The organism is Pacificoceanicola niger, assembly GCF_048553275.1.
Classification (GTDB): Bacteria; Pseudomonadota; Alphaproteobacteria; order Rhodobacterales; family Rhodobacteraceae; genus Pacificoceanicola.
In genome coordinates, this window is record NZ_JBLZMW010000027.1 from 1 (window position 1) to 23,828 (window position 23,828).

The window sequence follows — 23,828 nt, forward strand, 5'->3', positions numbered from 1 at the left end:
CCGTCCAACCGCATGGATTCCCGAAGTGAATCCTTCGCGGCCGGAGTTTTGCAACAACGGCGCGACGCGCCTTCGTCGCCTCCAATTTTTTTGAACTCGTGTCTATCCGTTGGGTGGACGCCGTACACCGCCCAGCGCAGTGTGACTGCCACGTGCCGCACCGCCTTTAGCAGCCACTTTCGCTGCCCCTGCGCGGCGCAATAACAATTCCAGTTTCTTGAATGCGTTCTGCGAGCCGCCCGGCGATGGCTCCGCCAAGAACCCATCCAGCTCGCCCCAAATACGAATAGCTTGATCGAGCACCGGATCCTCCCCATCGCGATATAGGCCAGCACGCACCATTGTCTCCGACCGGGCGTAGGCGCCAAGCAGCTGTCTTACACGCGCGATCGCGTCATTTTCAGTCGGCGTTGCGGCTTCAGGCAGACTCCGCGAGACGGAGCGCAAGAGATCGATGGCGGGAAATCGACCACGTTCGGCAATTTGTCGGTCCATAACCACATGACCGTCCAAAACTCCGCGTAATATGTCCGCCACAGGTTCGTCCATGTCAGAGCCTGCAACAAGAACGCTGAAAATTGCGGTTATATCGCCGGGGCAAGTCAAACCGCCCGGCCCAGCACGTTCAGCCAAGCGCATGATCTGATGCGCAACCGATGGAGGATGGCCGCGCAACGCTGGAAGCTCGCCGGATGCAATCGCCACCTCGCGGTGCGCTTCCGCGAAGCGGGTAATCGAATCGGCCAGGTACAAGACGTGTTTTCCTTGATCCCTAAAATGCTCCGCTATTGTCATCGCCGCCAAGGGACACCTGCGCCGCTCCATGGGAGAGCGATCAGACGTCGCCGCCACGACAACGCTGCGCGCCATGCCCTCAGGCCCCAGGACCGTCCGGACGAAATCCTGAACCTCGCGGCCTCGCTCACCAACCAGAGCCAGAACAACAACGTCGGCTTGCATTCCCTGCGCCAGCTGCGCGAGCAGGCGCGATTTGCCAACCCCGGATCCGGCAAACAAACCGATCCGCTGACCTTTGACGATAGGCAGCAAGGTGTCGAACACTGCCAAACCGGTATTCAAGCGATCACCCAGACCGCGGCGCGCGGCAGCAGGCGGCGGACTTGCGCGAAACGGGCGGCGCTGAGGACCCGGACCAAGCGGCGCTCCGTCGAGGGGCCGTCCATAGGGATCGATCACCCGACCAATCCACGAATCACAGGGCGCGAGCACTGGCGCGCCGAGCACCGCAACCCGGTCGCCTTGACTGACGCCATCAGCGGCCTCATCGGGCAACATAGCAACCAATTCGTCTCGAATTCGAAGCACTTCACCCTCCAAAGTCCCTTCAGGGTGAAAAAGTCTCAATCGATCTCCGATACAGGCAGTATGCGCCAAACCGGTGATCCATATAGTGGTCCCATCCACGGAACGCACCCGCCCGACGCTTCGTACAGATTGCATCTGTGCGATTCTCTTGCTCAGGCCTGAAATGACATTCTTGTCCATCGTGCGCTCCCTAAAGGTTTCCGCAAACCGTTTCTAAAGGAATCAGGGTTAAGTTTTGGCTTAAGCAATCGAGGGAGAAGCCCCGATGTTCCAAAATTTGGACGTCTTCAGAACGGCGATGGCCATGGCCCGACACGCGGGCGAACGGCAGGCATACAGCGCCCAAAACATCGCAAACGCCGATACCCCCGGGTATCGCGCAAAGCACCTGCCTGATTTTCAGGACACGCTGCGGGGCGCCCTGGTGACCCAGCGCGCCACCAGGGAAAAACACCTCAATGGCTCCACTGAACGGTCCGTTCAGATTTTCGAGACCAAAGATGAAATGGACCCGAACGGAAACACCGTTTCGCTCGAACTTGAGATGGTCACTGCCGTGAATGCCAAACGTGAGCATGATCGCGCCCTCGCCATCTACCGCAACAGCCTGTCCGTGATTCGGGCAAGCCTTGGACGCAATTGAAGGACCTAACTGATGAGCGCCTTTTCAGACGCACTTAGTGTTACCGCCGCAGGACTGAAGGCACAGGCCACGCGTCTGCGCCTCGTTTCGGAGAACATCGCCAACGTCGATACGCCCGGCTTTCACAGAAAAACTGCGCCATTCAAGGTGGATCGCACCGACGGGGCGCTTGACCTTGTTGAAACCGGCAGGGTTCAGCTGGACCGCTCCGAGCTGGAAAAGATCTATGATCCCGCACACCCGCTTGCGGATGAAACCGGCAATTACGAAGGCTCCAACGTCGATCTGGTAATCGAGATCGCAGACGCCCGTGAAGCACAACGCAGCTACGAGGCCAATCTCAAGATGTTCGACCAGACAAGGCAAATGTCGTCGAGTCTGATGGAACTCCTCAGACGCTGACACCAACCAATCCCGAAACCCCATGAGAGGAGACCAGAATGGACGTCCGATCACTTTATGCTGCACAAAGTTATGCAGCCTCCCGCCCCGCAACCGAGCCCGACGAGGTCGCAAAGCCCGATCTTCAGGAAAAGTTCTCGCAAGCGGCCCAGGACTTTGTCGGTACGCTACGCGAGGCTGAGCAAACGGCACAGGCCAGCATGACTGGCGGTGCCGATCCTCACGCGCTTGTCGAGGCTCTGGCCCAGTCCGAGCTGGCCGTCGAGACTGTCGTTGCCGTGCGCAACAAGGTCGTCGAGGCCTACCAGGAAATCCTGCGGATGCCGGTCTGACTCATGCTGACTGAAGCCATCTTCTTTGACACCCTGCGCCAGGGGCTCTGGATCGCCACGATTACGTCTGTGCCGATCCTGACCGCTGCGCTGCTTGCCGGTGTCGGTGTCGGCCTGTTTCAGGCCCTCACTTCGATCCAGGAAATGACCCTGACTTTCGTGCCGAAACTCATGGCAATCGTTGTCGTCTTCTGGATGTCGATGAGCTTCATGACCCGAACGCTTGTCGAGTTTTTCCAGGCGCAAATCATCCCAATCATCATCGGGGGCTGACCATGGAATCCACAGGATATACCGCGCTCTCGCGCCTCTCGGGGCTGAAACGCGAAATGCAGGTAATCGCGAACAATATCGCGAACGCCAATACCACCGGCTTTCGGCAGGAGGGGATCATCTTCTCCGAATATGTCCAGAAGGCGGACGACGGTGCCAATGTTTCGATGTCGGCGGCACGGGTGCGCAACACTTCCTTTGAACAGGGCACGTTGCAACAGACCAACGGTCAATTCGACCTCGCCATCGAAGGCGACGGGTTTTTCCTCATCGGCACGCCCAACGGCGAGCGGGTGACCCGTGCAGGTTCTTTCACCCCCTCCGCCGCCGGCACGCTTGTCACAGCCGATGGCTATGACGTGCTCGATGAAGGCGGCGCGCCGCTCTTTGTGCCCCCCGACGCCAGCGATCTGGCCTTTGCCGCGGACGGGACCATGAGCAGCAATGGCGTGCCGCTGGGCCGCATCGGTGTGGTTCGTCCGGTCGACTCCCTGCAAATGGTGCGCGAGGGCGGCGTCATGTTCCGGTCCGAGAGTGGATTTGAACCGGTTGAGGAACCGCGTGTGATTCAGGGCTTCGTTGAAAGCTCCAACGTCAATCCAATTCTGCAAATCTCACGCATGGTCGAAGTACAGCGCGCCTATGAAATGGGTCAGAGCTTTCTCGACAAAGAGGACGAACGCATTCGCTCGGCCCTCAATGCAATGATCAAGTAACGGGAGTAAACCGATGCGAGCACTACAGATTGCCGCAACTGGCATGGCCGCTCAGCAAACACGGGTCGAGGTTATTTCGAACAACCTCTCCAACATGAGCACCACGGGCTACAACACGCGCCGTGCCGAATTCGCCGACCTGCACTATCAGCAGGCGACGCGGCCAGGCACCATCAACGCGTCGGACGGGACGGTCCTGCCGACAGGGGTCCAGCTTGGCCTTGGTGTGCGCCCGTCCAGCGTCTCGGTCATGCTGTCTCAGGGCGCTTTGGCGGCCACAGGCGGTGATCTTGACGTGGCGATCGAAGGCTCCGGTTATCTCGAAGTGACATTGCCGTCCGGACAGCAGGCTTACACCCGGGATGGCGCTCTGAAGCGCACCGGCGAGGGGCTTATCGTGACATCGGAGGGTTTTGCCGTCGCGCCGGAAATCACCATCCCTGACGACGCCGTGAGCATTTCGATCAACCCCGAAGGGGAAGTCTACGCCTACTTCCAGGACACGGCGGAAGCGCAGCTTCTGGGGCAGTTCAACCTCGTTGGATTCACCAATGCGAAGGGGCTGCAGGCCATCGGGGACAACCTGTTCACCGAAACCGAAGCCTCCGGGCCCGCTCTGCAGACGACACCCGGTCAGGACGGCCTCGGCACCCTGCGGCAAGGCTTTCTCGAACAAAGTTCCGTCGATCCTGTCCGGGAGATCACCAACCTGATCGAAGCGCAACGCGGCTATGAGCTGAATTCCAAGGTCATTTCGGCGGCCGACCAGATGCTGGCCGCCACAAGTCAGGTGCGCTGATGCGACTCCTCGCCATTTTGATTGCTCTCACCGCCGGGCCTGTCCTTGCCGAAACCGTGATCGCGACGCGCACGATCCGGCCGCAGGAGATCATCATGCCGGGCGATGTCCGACTCGATCAGGCGGAGGTCTCTGGCGCTTTTCAGAATGTAGAAGAGGTCATCGGTCAGGAAGCCCGCTTTGCGCTTTATCCGGGACGCGCGATCATGCGCGGCGCGGTCGGCGAACCGGCTGTGGTCGACCGAAACCAGGTGGTCGAATTGATCTACTCCCAAGGTGGTCTGCGCATCATTGCCGAAGGTCGCTCACTCGGCCGCGGAGGTGTTGGAGAGCGCATTCGCGTCATGAATACCGGCTCCCGCACCGTCCTGTTTGGAGAAATCGCTCCGAACGGGTCGGTGATCGTCTCGAAATGAGGAAAAAATGCTGAAAAAAATTTGCCTTATTGGCCTGATCTTCGTGACGGCCTCCTGCGAGCGGGCCAAACACATCGGGCAAGAACCGAAATTTACGCCGCAGACACAAAGTCCCGAACGCGTTGCCATGATCGCTCAGGGCCTGCCCGAGGCGCTGCCGCCGTCACGGGTGACGGACCGCGCTTCGCTTTGGAGCAGCCGTCAGGGCTCTCTTCTGGGCGACCGCAGGGCGATTAATCGCGGGGATATCTTGACTGTCGTCATCGATATCAAAGAGCAGGCCGCGATCAACAACAGCACATCGCGATCCCGTTCCGGCTCGGAATCGCTCGGCATTCCGGATCTATTCGGCGTCCCCGAACGGATCAACCAGACGATCACCGATGGCGCGAGCCTCGACAGTGCGGTGTCGCTTGACAGTTCCAGCCGGTCCAGCGGTGACGGCTCCGTCAAACGCAGTGAGCAGCTGACCCTGCGCGTCGCCGCAACCATCGTTGACGTTCTCCCCAATGGCGTCCTGTCCATCGAAGGAAGCCAGGAAGTGCGGGTGAACTTCGAATTGCGTGAATTGCTTGTCACAGGCTACGTGCGTCCGGAAGACATCTCGCGGCAGAACGAGATCACCTATGACAAGATCGCGTCGGCGCGGATTTCCTATGGCGGACGCGGCCAGATCACCGACATGCAACAACCTCGGATCGGCCAGCAAGTGCTGGACATGATCCTGCCCTTCTGAGGAGGCCGCCATGCGTAAACTCCTGCCCATCATTCTGGCTCTGCTCGGCACGGGGGCGGGGGTCGGCGCGGGTCTGTTCCTGATGCCCCCGGCCGAAGAACACGCGGAGGGCGCAGCGGTCGATTGCGTCCCCGTGGACGGCCATGCGGCGGAGGCGGAAACACCGCCCGAACCAGAGCACGAACCGGCCACGCGCGAATACGTCAAATTGAACAATCAATTCGTCATTCCGATCATGACGGAAGATCGGGTCAGCGCGCTTGTCGTCGCCGCACTCAGCGTGGAAACGACCATCGGCTCTGCCGAAGCGGTGTATTCGCGCGAACCGAAACTGCGGGATGTGTTCCTTCAGGTGCTTTTTGATCATGCCAACACCGGTGGCTTTCAAGGCAACTTTACCAATGGCAACCGCATGCAGGACCTCCGGCGCGGCCTGCTCGAAGCGGCGCGGCCTGTCCTTGGAGATATTGTCAGCGACGTGCTGATCACCGAAATCGCAAGGCAGGATTCTTGAGCGTTTTCAACGGAACCAGCGGTCCCAACCTTCGATGTAATATCCGACAAGCGCATGGCTCTGGATGGTGTTCACCTCTGCAGGCACCTCGCTGGTATCGGCGCCGAACACGCGGGCCGCTGACCAGATTTCTGGGGTAATGAACTTCATCCCGTCCGGCAACGTGAGGGTCCGCGGTGCCAATTCGGCAAAGCTGGCCATCACGAAACCCCATTCGCCAAAGCTCGGGATATGCGCATGATAAGGCAGCACAGCCAGACCTTCGCCCGGGGAGAGCGGGTTGCCTGTCTCGGCCAGCGTATGCGCCACGGACCAGAACGCCTCGCGGGCAAAGAGCGGCGCGCCGGCCTGCGTCACGATCAGCCCGGCGCCTGAGAGCCTTTGTACAAGCATGGAATAAAATTCGTGCGAGTACAGTTTGGACAAAGCGATATTCTTGGGGTCGGGGAGATCAAGGATTACGATGTCAAAGGTCTCCTCGCTCTCTTCAACGAATTGCCACGCATCCTGATTGATGATCATGACACGCGGATCGCGGAGCGCCTCGTCATTGAGGGCGGCCAAATCCGCAGTGTCCCGGAACAGCTCGGTCACGCGCGGATCGAGATCCACCAGCGTGACCCGCTCGACATCATCATGTTTGAGGACTTCGCGGGTTGCCATACCGTCCCCGCCCCCAAGGATCAGCACCGACGCCACGCGCGGCGCCAAGCCAAGCGCCGGTTGCACCAGCATTTCGTGATACCGGTGCTCGTCCATGGAGTCGAATTGGATGGAGTAATCCAGAAACAGCCTGACCCGATCGCGGTAGCGCGTGACCGTGATCTGCTGATAGGGCGTCGCCTCCGACAGGATCACGTCATTCTCGAACAGCTGCGTCTCTGTGATCGCGACGAGCCGCTCTGCCTGTGCCAGCGCGCCGAGCGTCAATGCCAAAGCCAAGGCCCAGACACCCCACTGCGTGCGCGTGGCCATCTCGCGAAACAGGTAGAGCGACAGACCTGCGACGAGAAGATTCAGCCCGCCGAACACCAGGCTGGCCGACATCAATCCCAAATGCGGGATCACAAGAAGCGGAAAGGCCAGCGACGCCACCAGCGCCCCGACATAGTCCACTGTCAGAACGTTTTCGAACCGAAAGTCCGGCGCTCCTATGCCTTTGAGCACACGAGCGATCAGTGGGATCTCCATGCCGGACAAGACGCCGACCGCGATCAGCATCGCGTAAAGAGGCATCGCCACCTCTCCGAGCCAAGCGTAGGCAAAGAACAGCGTGGGCGCCATGAATCCGCCGACAACCCCGAGCGCAATCTGCGCCCAGGCAAATCCGCGCATCGCCTCACCGACATAGCGCGACAGCCACGCGCCAAGCCCCATCGACGAGAGGAAAACGCCGATCACGATGCTGAATTGGCGTACGCTGTCGCCCAGCAGATAGCTCGACACCGTTGCCGCAATGAGCTCGTAGATCAGCCCGGCGACAGCGATCAGAAAGGTTGCCGCCAGCAGCCAGAATTCCCGAACGCGCGGCGCCAGAGGCGCCTCACTCACGACAGGATGACCGCCGCGATGATGATAGACAGCGCCACGAACACCGATCCGATCAGAATGGCGAGCGAGGTGTTCTGGTCTTCCTCGATCTCCTTGATCACGGAGAACGGCGTCATGATGTTGATGATCCACCAGAAAATGGACATCAGAACGACCCCCAGGATGGTGTAGAAGATGGTGCTGACCACCTCGGTCACTTGAATTGCCGAAAACAGATCCATGGAGATCCCCCTGTTATTTGACCCGACCCGCGACGCCGATGACGCCCCCGCCGGAGCCTGTTCGTACCGATTGATCGAGATCCGCGCTCTCGCCGCCCGCGCCATAGTAGGACACATAACTTGTGCCCGCGACGGCAGAGGTTGTCAGGATCAGGAATACCACGCGAAAAAGGTTCATCAGTCATCATCCCAGTCGCTGTGCTTCCACCGTCGCATCCGATGCAGGTGCTTGCGCCCGTAAGTCACCGCCGCCAATAGAAGAAAGCCCGCCGAGAGGAAATACATCCAGAACCCGGATGATTGCCCTTCACGGACCGAAACAGTCACGGCCGTCGCATTATTGCCGCGACCCCAGGTGCCGTTCTCCGGCTGGTCGATCGTAAGCGTGTAGGTGCCGGCTTCCGGCGGGCGGAAGGTGATCCGCGAAGAACGGTTGCCCTCGCTCCAGCTTTCGTTGCCTTCGACACCGAAGTAATACTCCACGGTCCGGCCCGCCTCGAACACCGGCACATCCTCAGGATCGTTCAGCTCCATCTCGAAGTAGGACCACGCATTGGATACGTTCGCGGCAATCCTGATTGTCGCCAGTTTACGGGTATCGCGAAGATCGAAAGTCAGATCGTAGGGCAGCGCCCGCACGCTGATTTCCTTCGCGGGCAAGACCTCGAAGCCGGGCAGCGAAGACAGCGTGATCGCAACGATCAGACAACACGCGGCCGCCACCGCGCTGACGAAGCCGACGAACCCGGTGTTTTCGCCGGCTTTGTACGGTTGGAGTGCGTGCACGCCCTGCGGTTTGAGATCCCCCGGCTTCAGACCGAAGCTCTTCTTGACCTGCGTCTGAGGCAGGTATTCAGAGCGATAGATTTCCCGCTCTGTCCCGGTCTCCGAAAAGTCGAGCACCGCGGTCGGCGACATGGCGGAAACCGTCGTGCTGTCTTCGCCCACGGTCGGCGACCAGGTGAATTCGCCTTCGACAAAGGTCAGGCGGCTCTTGGTGGTCTGGAGGTAGCGAAATGTCTCGCCTTCGAAATTAACCAAAGGCGTACTCTCGGCGTTTTCGACCCAGTATTCGCCGATCCACAAATCCTGCGCCGTGCCACGCAGTCGCCGCGACCAAATCAGATGCCCATCCTCGACGGTCAGCCAAGCATAGCCGTAGAGTGGCGAAAAGAGTTGATGCTCCACCCACTCCCAGATCGACTCGCCCCAGGACTCGCGATGGCCCATTGTGCCGATGATCGTCCATTCAACGCCTTTGATGACCCCGGTCATCCCAAGCGTGAACGGGGTATGCGGACGCGGCATGTCGGAGAATGTCCTCAGCGCGCGATAGCCGTGCGGCGCATCGAGCTCCGTCCCGCAGTAGCCGCACACGTGGGTCGTCACCCGCCCCCCGCCAAGAATATCGAGACCCGCGCCGCAAGCCGTGCAATTGATCGACTGAAGCGTGGCGCTCCGCGTCATGGCAGCGCCTCCACCCGGATGTCGAAGGGATCATGCCAGAAGCCAAGATACCACGATTTGCCGCCCTGCCAGAACTCGCCCGACATGAGCGCGCCGCCAGCCGATTGCAGGTTCAGGAACCGGTAGGTTTCGCCCACCGTCAACTGCTCGCCAAAGGACCCGCGCAAAGCCACGCATTCCGCCTTGTCCGCCTCGACCACACGCCAGGTTTCATCGCGGTGCTCGAATGCCATGCCGACACCCGCCGAGGCCGGCACCGCAGGCCACCACACCTCGCGCATCGGGTATTGCAACACCACATCGCCCTCATCGACGGAGACCCAGACGCCGCGCTGCTCCTCATCCAATCCCCAGTACTCGTCCCACCAGCCCCGACCATAGGAATAGCGCGCATGGCCCAGGATCTGCACCTGCGCGAGACCCAGAAAAACCGTATCGCCAACACCGAAGAGCTGAGGTCCATCATGCATGTCGCCCGATCGGCCAGCGTTTCGAAGCTGCGCACCGTCAAGGTAAAGCGTCGTGCTGCAGGACGGGCAGGTGAGCATGGTCACATAAGAAATCTGCGCCGGAACCGCGTCACCGCAATTGGGACAAGTCAAATCGGACATGGGGCAAAATGGGCTGATTGGCGCACCAAATGCAACGCCAAATTGCCCGGCTGAATTGGCTTTGATCCCGGCCGGGCGTGATGGTCACATGCTTCGGATCAGACCGCGTTCATGGTCAGCAATTCATACTCCGCGACCTTGTCGTTTTCGGTGTCGAGAATCGTCACATGCCACCGCACCTCGCCATATTCTGCATTGCGTGGCGTCTTGGCCTTGACGGTCAGGCGCACGTGGATTGCCGTCCCCGCGCTTACCGGCTTCATGAAGCGCAGGCGATCCAGGCCAGTGTTGGCCAGTACCGGACCTTCGTTCGGCTCTACGAACAACCCTGCAGCAAAGCTCAGCAACAAATACCCATGGGCCACGCGCCCGGGAAAGAACGGGTTGCGACTGGCAGCTTCATCATCCATGTGAGCATAGAAGGTGTCGCCCGTGAATTCAGCAAAATGCGCGATATCTTCGAGGGTTATGGTGCGCTCTGCGGTTTCGATGGTCTCACCGATCTGCAGTGCTGCAAAGCGCCGGGTAAAGGGATGCGCGCCGCCATCCACCTCCGGCGCACCAGGCATCCAACGCCCGCCAATTTTGCTCAACAGCCTCGGTGAGCCTTGCACCGCTGTACGCTGCATATAATGCTTGACCGCCCGCACGCCGCCAAGCTCTTCACCACCGCCGGCCCGCCCCGGTCCACCGTGGATCATTTGCGGCATCGGCGCGCCATGGCCGGTGCTTTCCTTCATACTGTCGCGATCGTTCAGATAGACCCGCCCGTTCCAGGCCGCCACACCCGTCACCGCCTGCACCGCAATCTCGGGATCATGGGTGATGACCGATGTGACAAGCGAGCCACCGCCGCGATTGGCCAGCGCAATCGCATGATCCAGATCGCGATACGGCACCAAAGTGCTGACGGGGCCGAAGGCTTCCGTGTCATGCAGGCGTTCCGCCGAATCCGGATCGCTGCAGCGCAGCAAAATCGGTGTCAGAAAGGCGCCGTCGCTACTTTCGAAGGCAGATGGATCGCCCTGTACCAGCTCGGCTTCGCTGCGCAGCAATTCAATTTTTTCAAGGACATCCGCGCGCTGTGCCAGAGAAACGAGAGAGCCCATGCCCGTCTCTGCCTGCCGTGGATCGCCGACGGTCACTTTCGCCAACCGCGCGCTCAATGCCGCCTGCAACGCCTCCATCCTCGCCTCCGGCACGAGGATACGCCGGATCGCGGTACATTTCTGTCCCGCCTTCACGGTCATTTCACGGCTGACCTCCCTGACGAAGAGGTCGAATTCCGGCGATCCGGGCTGCGCATCGGGCCCAAGGATCGACGCATTCAGGCTGTCCTGTTCCGCGACGAAACGCACACCCTGCGTCAACAGATTGGGATTGGCCCGCAGTTTGCCCGCCGTCGCAGCAGAACCGGTAAACCCGACAACATCCTGACAGGTCAGCCGATCCAGCATGTCACCGATCCCGCCCGTCACAAGCTGCAGCGCCCCATCCGGCAGGATGCCGCTCTCCATCATGATCTTCACAGCGAGTTCGGTGACATAGCAGGTGTCCGTCGCCGGTTTCACGATCGCCGGAACACCAGCCAGAAGCGTCGGAGCGAGCTTCTCAAGCATGCCCCAAAGCGGAAAATTGAACGCGTTTATATGAACCGCGACGCCCGTCAGCGGCGTGCAGATATGCTGCCCAAGGAAGCCCCCCGTCCGACCAAGCTGTTCCGGAGCGCCATCCAGATACACCGTCGCATCGGGCATCTCTCGCCGCCCCTTGGAGGCGAAGACGAACATCGTTCCGATCCCGCCATCAATATCAAAGGCATGATCGCTCTTCGTCGCACCCGTCAGATAGCTTAGATCATACAGAGCATCTTTGTGTTCCTGCAGCCGAACAGCCAAGGCCTTCAGCATCCGAGCGCGATCATGGAACGTCATCGCCCGCAGCGCCGGCCCGCCAACGCTCCGCCCATGGGCAAGGGCTTCCGCAACATCCCAATCCCCGTCGCCAGCGCGCGCGATCAAACGGCCATCAAAGGCGCAGGCAATCTCGCGGGCGCCCGCACCCGGCTGGACCCAGCGTCCTGCCACAAAACTTTGAACATCCTGAAGTCCCATGCCGTACTCCCTTTTGGCTTGCGTTATTTATTGACCAACCGTTCGGTTTATGCAACCTCATGCGTGCAGGGAGGACTTGATGATGAGCGACACCATTCTGGTGGCGGACCATGGGGACTGGGTGGAAATCACGCTCAACCGCCCCGACCGCCTCAACAGTTTCACCGAAGAAATGCACCTGGCATTGCGCGCCGCGCTGGAAGCGGCTGCCGAAGAGGGCAAGCGCTGCATCCTGATCACCGGCGCCGGTCGCGGGTTTTGTGCCGGTCAGGACCTGTCCGATCGCGACCCATCAAAAATGGACGGCCCCCCGGACCTATCCAAGACAATTCGCAACTTCTACGCCCCGCTTGTCCGCCTGATCCGCTCGATCGAGGCACCGGTCATCTGCGCGGTAAACGGTGTTGCCGCAGGCGCCGGGGCCAACGTCGCCTTGGCCTGCGATATCGTGCTTGCCGCGCGGTCTGCGAAATTCATCCAATCTTTCTCGAAGGTTGGCCTCATTCCCGACACCGGTGGCTCCTGGCATTTGCCACGTCTGCTTGGCGAGGCGCGGGCCAAAGGACTGGCCTTCACTGCCGAGCCACTGCCCGCGCAGAAGGCCGAAGACTGGGGCCTGATCTGGAAAGCGCTGCCGGACGAGGATCTGCTTTCCGAGGCCCGCGCCATGGCGGCAAAGTTCGCCAGCGGTCCGACACTCGGCTTTGCCTTGACCAAACAGGCCATTCAGGCCTCCGCAGCGGACTCGCTCCACGACCATCTCGAACTCGAAGCAGACCTCATGAAACGCTGCGGTGAAAGCCAGGACTACGCCGAAGGAGTCAGCGCGTTTCTGAACAAACGCCCCCCGGAGTTCAAAGGCCAATGACCCCGCAAGACCGCGCCCGGAAATCAGCCGATACGATGTGGAAAAATGATAAGGCAAGTCAATGGCTTGGCCTTCAAATCAAGGCCGTTGACGAAGGCACCGCCACGCTTTCGATGACGGTCGAACCCCATCATTGCAACGGCCATGGCATCTGCCACGGCGGCTTCATTTTCACACTCGCCGACAGCGCATTTGCCTTCGCCTGCAACAGCCGAAACGCCGTCACCGTCGCCCAGCACAACACCATCAGTTTCGTAGCGCCCGGAAAATGCGGCGACACGCTCACGGCCACCGCCCGAGAGGTCTCTCTCCGTGGCCGTAGCGGGCTTTATGATGTGACCGTCAGCACCGAATCCGGCGAAACAATCGCCGAATTTCGCGGCGCTTCCCGCACCATCCAAGGTCAACTTTTCACTGAGGAGGAGTGAACATGATTGATCTCACCCCGGATCGCCGCACACTAGACCCGATCGAAATCGCCTCCCGCGATGAAATCAGCGCTCTACAATTGGACCGCCTAAGATGGTCCCTGACACACGCCTATACGAACGTTCCGATGTACAAACAGCGGTTCGACGAGGCCGGCGTGCACCCCGACGACCTGCAAACTCTTTCAGATCTTTCGAAATTCCCTTTCACCTACAAGGCCGACCTGCGGGACAATTACCCGTTCGGCATGTTCGCCGTACCGCGCGAACAGATCGCCCGCGTCCACGCCTCCTCCGGCACCACGGGAAAGCCCACGGTTGTCGGCTATACGAAAGCCGATCTCGACAATTGGGCCGATCTGGTAGCCCGGTCGATGCGCGCCTCGGGCACGCGCCCGGGCGACATCGTTCATATCGCTTATGGGTACGGTCTCTTCACCGGCGGTCTTGGCGCGCACTATGGCGCGGAGCGGCTCGGCTGTACGGTCGTTCCGGTTTCCGGCGGCATGACCGAACGGCAGGTCACACTCATTCAGGATTTCAAACCGACCACCATCATGGTCACGCCGTCCTATCTGCTCAACATTCTCGAAGCCTTCCACAAGGCGGGCCTCGATCCGCGTGAAAGCAGTTTGCAGGTCGGTATTTTTGGAGCCGAACCCTGGACCGATGCCATGCGCAGCGAAGTCGAAGAGGCCTTCGACATGCACGCCGTCGACATCTACGGTCTCTCCGAAATCATGGGGCCTGGCGTCGCAAACGAATGTGTGGAGACAAAGGACGGCCCGGTGATCTGGGAGGATCATTTCTATCCCGAAATTATCGACCCGGTTACAGGCGAAGCCCTCCCCGATGGCGAAATGGGGGAACTGGTCTTTACCACGCTGACCAAGGAAGGCCTGCCCATGGTGCGATACCGCACCCGCGATCTGACGCGCCTGCTGCCCGGTACCGCCCGATCCATGCGCCGCATGGCCAAAATCACCGGTCGTAGCGATGACATGATGATCCTGCGCGGGGTTAACGTCTTCCCCAGCCAGATCGAAGAGCAGGTCATGGCCACTGGCGGCCTCGCCGCACACTACCAGATCGAGCTTTATAAATCCGGGCGTATGGATGCGATGCGCGTGATGGTCGAAGCCAAGGTCGAGGCCGCCGATGGCGCCTCGCGGGATGCTGCCGCACGTATGTTGTCCAAGCGGATCAAGGACATCGTCGGTGTTTCCACTGAAATCCTCGTTGGAGATCCCGGCAGCGTCGAACGCAGTCAGGGCAAAGCCCGCCGCGTGATCGACAACCGGGGCGCCGGCTGATGGCGCGCACCATTGCAAAAGACTATGATGAGAAGCGTGGCCAGATCCTGAAGTCTGCGGCCAAGGTCTTTGCCACGGAGGGGTTTGATCGCGCCTCCATGGCCTTGCTCGCCCGCGAATGTGGGATTTCAAAGGCGAACATCTACCATTATTACGAATCCAAGGACGCGATTCTCTTCGATATTCTCGATAGTTACCTATCCGCTCTGCGCGACCGGATATGCACTCTGCCGCTCGAAGGCATGGACGCAGAGGCCCGCTTCCGCAGGGTCGTGGGTGAAATTCTGATGGCCTATCAAGGCCAGGATTACGAGCACAAGGTTCAGATGAATGCGCTTGGCTCCCTGCCCGAGGATCAGCAGGACCTGCTGCGCAGCTATCAGCGCGATCTCGTTCGGTTTACCGCTGACACGCTTTGCGCCTGCGCGCCGCCGAGCCTCGCCGATGACAGGGAAAAGCGCCGCGCCGCGACCATGTCACTCTTTGGAATGCTCAACTGGTACCATATGTGGAACACCGGTGCGGGCCGTGAAGCACGCGAAAGCTATGCACGGCTCGTCTGCGATCTGACGCTGAAGGGGCTTCCTGGACTCTGAGGTCGGCGGCTCAGGTACTCAGATACCGCACCTTGCCCGCCTCGACCAACGCCGCCGTCAGGCGCCCGGTGGCATAAGCGCCGGTATCAAGGGGAATTCGACCACTTTCAGCCTTCGGGCTGCGCGTAATCACATGACCATGGGCCACCCAAATCCCGTCCGTGCGCACTCGTTCATAAAATTTCGACCGCCCCCAGAGCAGCTCTTTCTCGCCCTGCACGTCAACGGGCCGCTCTGGATCTGCGCCAGCATGAGCTACAATCACGTTGCCTGACCGCCAGAACAGCGGGAGATTCTCAAGCCATGCAACAAGAGGCTCGCCCATCTTGGCGCGCAGTGCTGCCGCGAGATCAATCCATTCCTTCGGCCGTCCCGTCTCCGGTACGCCCCGCATATGATAGCTGGCCAACGTCTGCAGACCGCCATTCCGTTGCCAGCGCAATCCCTGTTGCGCCGGATCAGACAGGAAATTCAGCAACATACGCTCATGATTTCCCATAAGGCAAATCATCAACCCATCTGAGTCAACCTGCAGTTCGAAGAGCCGCCGCAAGAGCGCGGCGCTGTCATCGCCGCGATCGACATAGTCGCCAACACATACCAGCCGCGCATCAGGATGCGCTTCCGTTTCAAGCTGCGCCATCAGTTTCTGAAAAAGCCGATCACAACCGTGCAGATCCCCGACGGCATAAAACGGCACATCGGGAGCCACCGGCGCATCGAAGGCGGGCAAATCTGATTTCTTTTTTCGAAACAGGCGCATGGTCTGCAAGTAGGCGCTTTCGCTGCGATCGCCAAGAGGCCTCGCTGTTACAGATTGTCCGACAGGGCTTGCCGCAAACGGCCCATATCTTCAAGCGCTTCGGTCTGGGCCAATATGCGCCTGTCGCGAATACGTTTTTTTTCCTCTTTTTCCAGAGCGTTAGCGGCATCATACCGGGCCTGGGCAGTGCGGGCCCGCGCCAGGCTATCCGCTTCAAGCGCCCGCGCCATGGCCATTTCCTGCAGCAGCCGCGCCCGTTTTGTCACCAGCCACGTCTGCCAAAGGGTGTCTGCTCCCGAAAGCTGCCGCGCACCCAGCGATGCCCCGTCTGCCTGAATCGCCTGGCGCAGCGTGTCAATTTGGGTCAACTCATCCTGAAGCCTCTTGCTTGTCGCAAGGTTTTGCCGGTGCTTATCCAACGCCCGCTCCTGCAAGATGCTGCTGACGCTTATAATATCACTAAATTTATCAGTCATTTACCAGCCTCTCTGTCGTGCTTTGGCCCGCATGGCATCAGCAAAGCGGATCGCCGCCGCGACCGGGCGGTAATGCTCTGATGCGATTTGGTCGCCAATGTTCGTGGTCGCATAAAGTGCGCGCGCCGTCGGCGGGTCGGAGTGGATCGGCACATTGTTCTCTGCTGCGAGCTCTCGAATTTTCAAGGCAATTTCGTCCACACCCTTGGCCACGCATTCCGGTGCAGCGCCCGGCATCCGGCTCCATTTCAACGCCACCGCATAATGCGTCGGGTTCACAATAATGACGTCCGCCTTCGGCACCTCAGCCATCATCTGCCCCATGGCCAGTTCCTGTGCGCGGCTGCGGCGCGCCTGTTTGAAGTGCGGATCACCTTCCGATTCCTTGAACTCGTCCCGCAACTCCTTGAGTGTCATACGATTTTTCCGCATGTGTTCGGCGCGCTGCCAGAAAAAGTCGAGCCCGCCGATGACCATCGCGATAATCACCACGAGGATGAGGAAATCCATCATGAGGTTCATCATCATCACCGCACTTTCCGCGGCACTGGCGTAAATACTACCGACGATCTCCCCGAGCTTGTTTCGCAAGAACAGCGCCAGGCAGATTGAATAGACCACCAGCTTCACGAAGCTCTTGAAGAACTCGAAGAGCCCCCGCCGGCCGTATTTGTTCTTGGCATTGGAAATCGGATCGAGCCGCTGCCCCTTCGGAACCAGCTTTGACGGCGTGAACAAAATCCCGCGCGATGCCAGGAGCGTCAACAAGACCATCGCTCCCGGGACAAGAAAGATCGGAAGCGTCGGCACCAACGTTGCGCTGAGCACCTCTCCCGCGACCTCGGTCGCGCCATCCCGGAAGAACAGCGATTCCAACCGGTCGGGCTGTTCAATCAATGGCAACAGCGCATTGGCGAATTCGCGCAGCACCGGCCCACCGAGCGTTATCCCGCAAAGCAGCAGGCCAAGATATGACATCGCCGTCGAAAGATCTGGCGCTCTGGGAATCTCACCTTTCTTGCGAGCGTCTTCGAGCTTTTTCGGGGATGGTTCGTGGCTCTTTTCGCCACTGTCCTCTTCATCAGCCATCGGTCTACCGCAACGGGTTGGCGAGGAATGCCTCGACCGCAGCGAGCCACACCGACAGGATAATCGGCGAACAGAGCAACAGCATTGCGACAGACCCGAAAGTGATCACAGGTGAGCCAACGAAGGCGACCATCAATTGCGGCATGGCCTTGTTGATGACGCCGAGGGTCAGGTTGTACAGCACCGACATGATCACAAAGGGAGCCGCAAGGCTGAATCCCAAAGTAAAACAGTGTGCAATCCGCTGCCGCCCCGCATCCGCCACGGCCACGGGGTCCGGGAACTGCAGCGGTGCGAGCAGATCATAAGACAGCACGATATAAGCTGCAGCCTTGACGTGAAAGCCTGTCGCCATCAGCAAAGCCAGCGCCGACAGCGTGAGGATATGTCCAATGGCCGGTAGGGGATCAAGTCCTTGGGAGCCGAAAATCTGCGCCAGTGAGGTTGACTGCGCCGCGATCGACCCGGCGATCTGAATCGCCAGAATGAACAAACGCAGCATCAGACCAATGAACAGACCTGCCAGCGTTTCTGTCATCAAGGCAGCGACGAAATTTCCAAAACTCGGCTCTGGAAGGGAAATTTCCGGAAGAACCGCCGGCGCAACAACAGAGGTAAGCCCGATCGCCAGCACCAATTTGATACGCACAGAGAGCATTTGCTCCCCAAGGCCAGGCAAGACAGCCATCGCCGCCGCCACCCTGAAGAAAACGATCAGGCTGCCCCAAAGCGCCGACATCGTCAGATTGACGAGCCCATCCAGCCCGGCAATCACGCCGCCACCACGCCAATCAACGCCGGACGCGCTTCCAGCCCGATTTCCTCAAAGGACATCACCGGATTGGTCATTCCCTTTGACGCCATGACGGTGCGCAGGAATCGCCGACGCCTGGATGTGGTCACCACCGCCGGGATCACGCCCCGATTGCCAGCCTCGCCGATCTGTTCAGCGAGACCCTCTGTCAGCGCCTCGAACCGCTCCGGCGGCAAGGCAACATCAAGCGCACCCTGCCCGCCGTCAATCTGATAAGACAAGAAGGTCTCTTCCCACTCCGGCGCCAGCTGGATCAGCGGGATCGTCCCGTCTTCACGCCGCAACCCGGCAACAAGCTGGAACCCAAGGCGTTTCCGCACATGCTCACAAATGGCTTCCGGCTGGTTTTGATGGCCCCGCATTTCCGCGATCGCCTCAAGGATCAAGGGCAGGTTGCGAACCGAGACCTGTTCATCCAGCAGCAGTCGCAGGACTTGATGCAACGTGTCAATCTGCACCTTGTCTGGGATCAGCTCATCAATCAGCTTGCGGTTTGCTTCCGCCCGCGCCGGATTGCTCAGCGTCGCCATTTCATCGAGCAAACGGCGGAGCGATTTCAGCGTCAGCAGGCGGCCAAAATTACGGCGGATGACCTCAAGAAGGTGGGTCGCAAGCACCTCGGTCGGAGACACGATGGTCGCCCCGGTGATCGCCGCACGCTCCTGATCCTCAGGTCGAATCCACCGCGCCGGTGCGCCGTAAACGGGCTCTGTGACATCACGCCCGGCAGGCAGCGACGACCGATCCTCCGGCATCAGGGCAAGCACAAGATCGGCATTCAACTCGCCCCGCGCCATTTCTACCCCGTGTATCTTTACAACATAGGTGCCCGGCCGCAGTTCCGGCGCGTCCGTCAACCGCATTTCAGGCAGGATCAAACCGTAGTGGGAGGCGACATGCGTGCGCATATTCGCAATCCGCGCATCGAGCCCAGTGCCGGGATCCAGAACCATGTTCACAAGATCCGGTGCAAATTCCACGTGGATATCGTCGAGATCCAGCACGTCGCCCATCCGCCGTTCGCGCGGACCATCGTCCTCGTTTTCCGGCGCTTCGGACTCCTCTTCCGGTTCCGGTCGATTGGCCAACCACCACGCCGAGAAGCAGAGCACACCTGCCCCGGCGATGAAGGGAAGAAAGGGCAGACCAGGGACCAGTGCGAACAGCGCCATCAGAATACCAACCGTGGCAAGCGCCGAAGGGTGTCGGCCCAGCTGCCCGAGAATCGCAAGATCAGTCGCTCCGGTGGTGCCCCCGCGCGCGAGCAGCAGGCCGGCCGCGATCGAAATGATCACCGCCGGGATCTGCGTGACGAGCCCATCGCCCACTGTGAGAATCGCATAGGTTTCAAGCGCATTGCCAAACCCCATGCCATGGACGAAAACCCCCATGGCAACGCCCATGATCAGGTTCAAACCGGTAATCAGCAGGCCCGCCACTGCGTCGCCCTTAACGAATTTCGACGCACCATCCAGTGAGCCGAAGAACGTTGTTTCCTGTTGCTCCCGATCCCGACGCGCCTTGGCTTCGGCATGGTCGATTGCACCTGCGGCCATATCGGCGTCAATCGCGAGCTGTTTGCCCGGCATCCCATCAAGCGCAAACCGTGCAGAGACCTCGGCCATGCGGGCCGCGCCCTTGGTGATGACAGTGAAATTGACGATCATCAGGACGCCAAAAACCACGAGACCGAGGAAAACGCTGCCCCCCATCACGAAGCTCGCAAACCCCTCGATAACCTCGCCCGCCGCGCCAGTCCCCGTGTGACCATTTCCGATGATCAGCTTGGTTGAGCTGACGTTCAAGGACAAACGCAGCATCAAGGACGTCAGCAGAATCGTTGGAAACGCGGAAAAATCCAGAGGCCGCTCAATGAACAGCGTGACGGTAAAAATCAGGATCGCGAGGCCGAAAGACGTCGCAAGCCCGACGTCCAAGACCCAAGACGGCATCGGCAGGATCATCATGACAATGATTGCCATCAAAGCCAGCGCGAAAAGGATCGTCGGCCGGGTGAAGGAAGACAGTGTCAGCTTCATGTCCGGCGTACTCCGAAAGTAACGCGCCAGCCATTACACCGACCGGTCCGCGCTCCGCGACGCTGGTCGGCTACAGTGAGTGTTATCGCCATTTCTTGGCCTTTTCCAACATCCGCATTTCACAGATGACGCTAATTCCGATGCGTTGATTTTTAGTAAGTTTCTCTCAACCGCCTGAACCGATACGCGTCGCCTCCAACAAGGCCCTCAGAGTCTCGCGCGTCTCTGCCGCATCGCTTGACAACTCTTCGGCGTAGTTCAGGCTGGGCCTCTCCGGCGCGGGGGTATCGGCTTCGAGCAGCCGGGCCGCCTGCCCAAGTGGTGTATCCGCCTCTTGCGAGACACGTTCCCAATCGCCGGAAAGCCAAGCGCTGCTCAACGCCTGCTCTGTCTCACCCATACCGTCGTAAAGCTCTCGCGCGTAAGAATAATCTCCCATTCTGCGACGCGCTTCTGCGCGCAGAATGTCGATGTTTTCCCCGCGCAGCCCGACGAGGAAAATCTCGGCCTCTTCAGGTCTGGACAGCGCAAGAAGTGCTTTTGCACGCGCCAGACGAAACTCCCGTTCCGGCGCAAGATCAGGTCGCCTTTCTATTCTGTCGAGCGCCATATCAGGCATGCCCAAATCGATGAGACGTGAGATGATGGACAACTCTAGTTCCGGGCTATCCAAACGCGTCGTATCAAGCGCATCGCTCATGACATACTTCAAAAAAGCCAGATTATCTGCGCGCTCGGTCACCGCGGCAACCACTTCTATAGCCATATCTTTCTGCATCTCTCGAGGGACGAAATCGCCTTCAGCCAGCGTTTGAAAACTTTGGGCAAAGTGATCGTTCAGCAGAAGAGTGCGAAGATGGGCTTTCCAGAGATCCGGACCCTGATCACTATCCCGTAGCTCGGAAGCATAGGCTGCCGTCAATTCGACAACCCCCTCGGAGACCGGCTCCTGTCGGGCATGAGCAATGTCAACAGATGTCGTGATCGCGCTTGGTGCGTCGCGCTCACTCAGCGCGCTGATGGATTGCAACGCTTCTTGCGCCTCATCAATTTTCCCCTCGCGAAATGCAATCTGCGCTTCTCCCAGCGTCAGGCTATCAGTGGGTCCGCCATGCAGCCGCTCAAGGCGTCGCAGGACGTCACGAGCAAGATCTGTCTTGCCCGACGTCGACAACTTCTGAGCCACTATCGGGCCAAGAAAATCCCGCAAATGTTCCGGAAGGTTCTCAAGACCTCGCAAGATTCCTCCCGCGTTGTAATGGGTGTTTTCAACGCGGAGGCCCCCGCTTAACGCCGACCAGAAGGCGGCATAACCATCACAATCCGCTTGAGATTCGAACCAGCGCGTCGGATCCACTTCTCCATCCACGAGATAACTGATGGCCTGCAGGGCCGAGTCCGTTCCATCCGGCAAAGCCTGCATTGCCGCCCGCGCCTCCGCACCAAAGCCAAAGTATATCAATTCGCGCGCGTAATTACGGACCGCGCGTTCATTCACGACGTCAAATTCACCGAAGAGCTCTGCATGGCCTCCCGCAAGAACCTCGTTAACAGTCTCAACATCAGTCCAATCGGACACCGTCAGCTCTCTGTCTGGCGTGCATTCCGTTGCGCCGATCGACACGACACCCTTCTTTGTTCCGGTCGCTTCCAGACCTGTCAACTGACGAGCCAGGTCACTCACTGCATCACTCGTTTCGCCAGTTGGCTCCGGAGTGGATACCGGACGCAGCGACAGGTTGGCGACATCAGGCTTGGCGGCGAGCGCTGGATCGAGCAAACCTTCGGTTGCCGCACGCGCCAATCGTTCGGCGATCGTATCCCCCAAGGCGTAAGGATCTGAGTCCCTTTGATCTTTCGGGTCTTGATCCAAACGATTGGTTTGAGGACGCAAAATACCGACGCTGGGCAAGAGGGGCTCTGGTGATCGGTCAGGTCCAATGCTGGGCAAACCATCCACGCGAACAGTGGACAACTCGCGCGCCAGCGACAGTTCGGATGCTGTCGGCAGTCGCCGAACGACCTCAGGAGCCGGGTCGGGTTGGTTTGTCGGAGCAGGCATTGTAGCACCTTCCCGCTCACTGAGATCAACCACAATCATGGTCCCGCGAAGCGTGAACGAATCGGCTCCACAGGGGCAGTTCAGCGAGATATCGATTGCAGACTCGCCGGGAACAGGCGTTACCGCTGAAATTCGATTTGTGTTGATCTTGTTGAAAATTGTCGATGTATCGAAGCTAAGGCCAGCGCGGGATAGCGCTACGCGCACGATCCCAGCCTCTGGCTGTTCAATGACTTCATATCCCGTGCCCTCCGGAACCGAGAGCACCAATCGAGTAAAGTCACCATGCTCACCACTTCGCACAACGACGTCTTGGGCCACGGCTCGAATGGGAAAAACTGCCAGAAGAAGTGCACAAGCCAGTCGCCTCATGCTGCGTCCTGCTTGACAGATTTCAAAGCTTCTTCGAGATCGATAAAACTCGGTCGAGAGTGAGACGGCGCGTTCTGACGGCCGACTTCAATACAGATATTCGTGGCATGATTGTGCAAGTTGGCAACCAGGACCTCCCGGATCAATTGATAGAAGTGCATATCCTCCTCCACCACCGCTTTTACCTTGCTTGCGAAAGGCGCCGCGAGGCCGTAAGCCAAGAACACACCTAGGAAGGTGCCAACAAGCGCCCCGCCAATCATTTTTCCCAAGACTTCAGGCGGCTGATCGATGGATGCCATTGTCTTGATCACACCCAAAACCGCCGCAACAATTCCCAAGGCAGGAAGAGCGTCCGCAAGTGATTGGATTGCATGACTGGAGTGCAGCGCATGGTGCTGCATCCCCTCGATCCGCTTGTCCAGCACCTCTTCAACCTGGTGCGGATCGTCATAGTTCATTGATACCGATCGCATAGTGTCACAGATCAACTCGATCGCGTATTTGTCGCCAAGGATCTTGGGGTACTTCTGAAAAATTGCTGATTCCTCAGGGGATTCGATATGTTCTTCGATCGCCACCGGGCTGCTCCGCGCCAGGCGAATAAGCTCGAACAGCAGGCACAGAAGATCACGATAATCGCTCGGCTTCCATTTGGTGCCCTTGAACACCTTTCCGACATCTTTGAGCGTGTGCTTGACGGCACCGCCATCATTGCTGATGAGAAACGCTCCCGCAGCGGCGCCACCGATCATCATGAATTCGAATGGCAATGCCTTGAGAATAATCCCCAGCTTGCCACCCGCCAATATATACCCGCCAAATACCATGATAAATATCACGGCAATACCGATGATTCCAAGCATTCCGGACTCCCGACAGTAACC

General features: G+C 59.4%; 27 protein-coding genes. 13 read left to right on the plus strand and 14 right to left on the minus strand.

Translation table 11 applies throughout. The annotated features are described in order from the left end of the window. Positions 1 to 102: 102 nt before the first annotated feature. Positions 103 to 1,506, minus strand: coding sequence for a FliI/YscN family ATPase (locus ACN2XU_RS22465; protein ID WP_419412593.1), 1,404 nt, complete (start codon positions 1,504 to 1,506; stop codon positions 103 to 105). Between the two features lie 85 nt (positions 1,507 to 1,591). Between ACN2XU_RS22465 and ACN2XU_RS22470 the strand changes: the two genes are divergently transcribed. The 9 genes from ACN2XU_RS22470 to ACN2XU_RS22510 are packed head-to-tail and all read left to right on the plus strand — an operon-like array spanning position 1,592 to position 6,157. Continuing rightward, positions 1,592 to 1,969, plus strand: a complete 378-nt coding sequence (locus tag ACN2XU_RS22470) for a FlgB family protein (RefSeq protein ID WP_419412594.1) — start codon at positions 1,592 to 1,594, stop codon at positions 1,967 to 1,969. Positions 1,970 to 1,981: 12 nt separating this feature from the next. Next, positions 1,982 to 2,371: a flagellar basal body rod protein FlgC gene (gene flgC / locus ACN2XU_RS22475; protein WP_419412595.1), complete on the plus strand. Its 390-nt coding sequence runs from the start codon at positions 1,982 to 1,984 to the stop codon at positions 2,369 to 2,371. 38 nt (positions 2,372 to 2,409) lie between these two features. Next, positions 2,410 to 2,703 (plus strand): flagellar hook-basal body complex protein FliE, encoded by a 294-nt coding sequence (fliE, locus tag ACN2XU_RS22480; protein WP_419412596.1) that lies wholly within the window; start codon positions 2,410 to 2,412, stop codon positions 2,701 to 2,703. Positions 2,704 to 2,706: 3 nt separating this feature from the next. After that, complete coding sequence (locus ACN2XU_RS22485) at positions 2,707 to 2,976, plus strand: flagellar biosynthetic protein FliQ (RefSeq protein ID WP_419412597.1); 270 nt, start codon at positions 2,707 to 2,709, stop codon at positions 2,974 to 2,976. Positions 2,977 to 2,978: 2 nt separating this feature from the next. Then, positions 2,979 to 3,692 (plus strand): flagellar hook-basal body complex protein, encoded by a 714-nt coding sequence (locus ACN2XU_RS22490; protein WP_419412598.1) that lies wholly within the window; start codon positions 2,979 to 2,981, stop codon positions 3,690 to 3,692. 13 nt (positions 3,693 to 3,705) lie between these two features. Beyond that, entirely contained in the window at positions 3,706 to 4,491 is a 786-nt protein-coding gene (flgG, locus tag ACN2XU_RS22495; protein ID WP_419412599.1) for a flagellar basal-body rod protein FlgG, read from the plus strand. Further along, a complete protein-coding gene (gene flgA / locus ACN2XU_RS22500) occupies positions 4,491 to 4,907 on the plus strand; it encodes a flagellar basal body P-ring formation chaperone FlgA (RefSeq protein ID WP_419412600.1) in 417 nt (138 codons plus the stop codon). Before flgG ends, flgA begins: the two co-directional genes overlap by 1 nt. 7 nt (positions 4,908 to 4,914) lie before the next feature. Further along, positions 4,915 to 5,643 (plus strand): flagellar basal body L-ring protein FlgH, encoded by a 729-nt coding sequence (gene flgH, locus ACN2XU_RS22505; RefSeq protein ID WP_419412601.1) that lies wholly within the window; start codon positions 4,915 to 4,917, stop codon positions 5,641 to 5,643. Positions 5,644 to 5,653: 10 nt separating this feature from the next. Further along, entirely contained in the window at positions 5,654 to 6,157 is a 504-nt protein-coding gene (locus tag ACN2XU_RS22510; protein WP_419412602.1) for a flagellar basal body-associated protein FliL, read from the plus strand. 6 nt (positions 6,158 to 6,163) lie between these two features. Here the strand turns inward: ACN2XU_RS22510 and ACN2XU_RS22515 are convergent, their stop codons facing one another. From ACN2XU_RS22515 to paaZ, 6 genes are all read right to left on the minus strand, one after another. After that, complete coding sequence (locus ACN2XU_RS22515) at positions 6,164 to 7,708, minus strand: polyamine aminopropyltransferase (protein WP_419412603.1); 1,545 nt, start codon at positions 7,706 to 7,708, stop codon at positions 6,164 to 6,166. Next, a complete protein-coding gene (locus ACN2XU_RS22520; protein WP_419412604.1) occupies positions 7,705 to 7,929 on the minus strand; it encodes a DUF350 domain-containing protein in 225 nt (74 codons plus the stop codon). Before ACN2XU_RS22520 ends, ACN2XU_RS22515 begins: the two co-directional genes overlap by 4 nt. A gap of 13 nt (positions 7,930 to 7,942) precedes the next feature. After that, positions 7,943 to 8,107: a hypothetical protein gene (locus ACN2XU_RS22525; protein ID WP_419412605.1), complete on the minus strand. Its 165-nt coding sequence runs from the start codon at positions 8,105 to 8,107 to the stop codon at positions 7,943 to 7,945. Continuing rightward, entirely contained in the window at positions 8,107 to 9,396 is a 1,290-nt protein-coding gene (locus tag ACN2XU_RS22530; protein WP_419412606.1) for a DUF4178 domain-containing protein, read from the minus strand. The genes ACN2XU_RS22525 and ACN2XU_RS22530 overlap by 1 nt, the downstream gene beginning before the upstream one ends. Further along, positions 9,393 to 10,007 (minus strand): DUF4178 domain-containing protein, encoded by a 615-nt coding sequence (locus ACN2XU_RS22535; protein ID WP_419412607.1) that lies wholly within the window; start codon positions 10,005 to 10,007, stop codon positions 9,393 to 9,395. The genes ACN2XU_RS22530 and ACN2XU_RS22535 overlap by 4 nt, the downstream gene beginning before the upstream one ends. Positions 10,008 to 10,105: 98 nt before the next feature. Further along, positions 10,106 to 12,121, minus strand: a complete 2,016-nt coding sequence (paaZ, locus tag ACN2XU_RS22540; RefSeq protein WP_419412608.1) for a phenylacetic acid degradation bifunctional protein PaaZ — start codon at positions 12,119 to 12,121, stop codon at positions 10,106 to 10,108. Positions 12,122 to 12,203: 82 nt separating this feature from the next. Between paaZ and paaG the strand changes: the two genes are divergently transcribed. The 4 genes from paaG to ACN2XU_RS22560 are packed head-to-tail and all read left to right on the plus strand — an operon-like array spanning position 12,204 to position 15,326. Then, positions 12,204 to 12,989, plus strand: coding sequence for a 2-(1,2-epoxy-1,2-dihydrophenyl)acetyl-CoA isomerase PaaG (gene paaG / locus ACN2XU_RS22545; RefSeq protein ID WP_419412609.1), 786 nt, complete (start codon positions 12,204 to 12,206; stop codon positions 12,987 to 12,989). Next, the gene (gene paaI / locus ACN2XU_RS22550) at positions 12,986 to 13,417 is read left to right on the plus strand and encodes a hydroxyphenylacetyl-CoA thioesterase PaaI (protein ID WP_419412610.1); all 432 of its coding nucleotides are present in this window, start codon (positions 12,986 to 12,988) and stop codon (positions 13,415 to 13,417) included. The genes paaG and paaI overlap by 4 nt, the downstream gene beginning before the upstream one ends. Before the next feature lie 2 nt (positions 13,418 to 13,419). After that, complete coding sequence (paaK, locus tag ACN2XU_RS22555; RefSeq protein ID WP_419412611.1) at positions 13,420 to 14,730, plus strand: phenylacetate--CoA ligase PaaK; 1,311 nt, start codon at positions 13,420 to 13,422, stop codon at positions 14,728 to 14,730. After that, positions 14,730 to 15,326, plus strand: a complete 597-nt coding sequence (locus ACN2XU_RS22560) for a TetR/AcrR family transcriptional regulator (protein ID WP_419412612.1) — start codon at positions 14,730 to 14,732, stop codon at positions 15,324 to 15,326. Before paaK ends, ACN2XU_RS22560 begins: the two co-directional genes overlap by 1 nt. A gap of 10 nt (positions 15,327 to 15,336) precedes the next feature. Here the strand turns inward: ACN2XU_RS22560 and ACN2XU_RS22565 are convergent, their stop codons facing one another. From ACN2XU_RS22565 to motA, 7 genes are all read right to left on the minus strand, one after another. Then, positions 15,337 to 16,089 carry a metallophosphoesterase gene (locus tag ACN2XU_RS22565; protein ID WP_419412637.1) on the minus strand — a complete coding sequence of 251 codons (753 nt, stop codon included), beginning with the start codon at positions 16,087 to 16,089 and terminating at the stop codon, positions 15,337 to 15,339. A 47-nt stretch (positions 16,090 to 16,136) separates the two neighbouring features. Then, positions 16,137 to 16,565 carry a hypothetical protein gene (locus tag ACN2XU_RS22570; protein ID WP_419412613.1) on the minus strand — a complete coding sequence of 143 codons (429 nt, stop codon included), beginning with the start codon at positions 16,563 to 16,565 and terminating at the stop codon, positions 16,137 to 16,139. Then, entirely contained in the window at positions 16,566 to 17,654 is a 1,089-nt protein-coding gene (flhB, locus tag ACN2XU_RS22575; RefSeq protein WP_419412614.1) for a flagellar type III secretion system protein FlhB, read from the minus strand. Between the two features lie 4 nt (positions 17,655 to 17,658). Then, positions 17,659 to 18,429, minus strand: a complete 771-nt coding sequence (locus ACN2XU_RS22580; protein WP_419412615.1) for a flagellar biosynthetic protein FliR — start codon at positions 18,427 to 18,429, stop codon at positions 17,659 to 17,661. After that, positions 18,426 to 20,507, minus strand: a complete 2,082-nt coding sequence (gene flhA, locus ACN2XU_RS22585) for a flagellar biosynthesis protein FlhA (RefSeq protein WP_419412616.1) — start codon at positions 20,505 to 20,507, stop codon at positions 18,426 to 18,428. The genes ACN2XU_RS22580 and flhA overlap by 4 nt, the downstream gene beginning before the upstream one ends. Positions 20,508 to 20,673: 166 nt before the next feature. Further along, positions 20,674 to 22,941, minus strand: coding sequence for a hypothetical protein (locus ACN2XU_RS22590; RefSeq protein ID WP_419412617.1), 2,268 nt, complete (start codon positions 22,939 to 22,941; stop codon positions 20,674 to 20,676). After that, entirely contained in the window at positions 22,938 to 23,807 is an 870-nt protein-coding gene (gene motA / locus ACN2XU_RS22595; RefSeq protein ID WP_419412618.1) for a flagellar motor stator protein MotA, read from the minus strand. Before motA ends, ACN2XU_RS22590 begins: the two co-directional genes overlap by 4 nt. Positions 23,808 to 23,828: the final 21 nt, after the last annotated feature.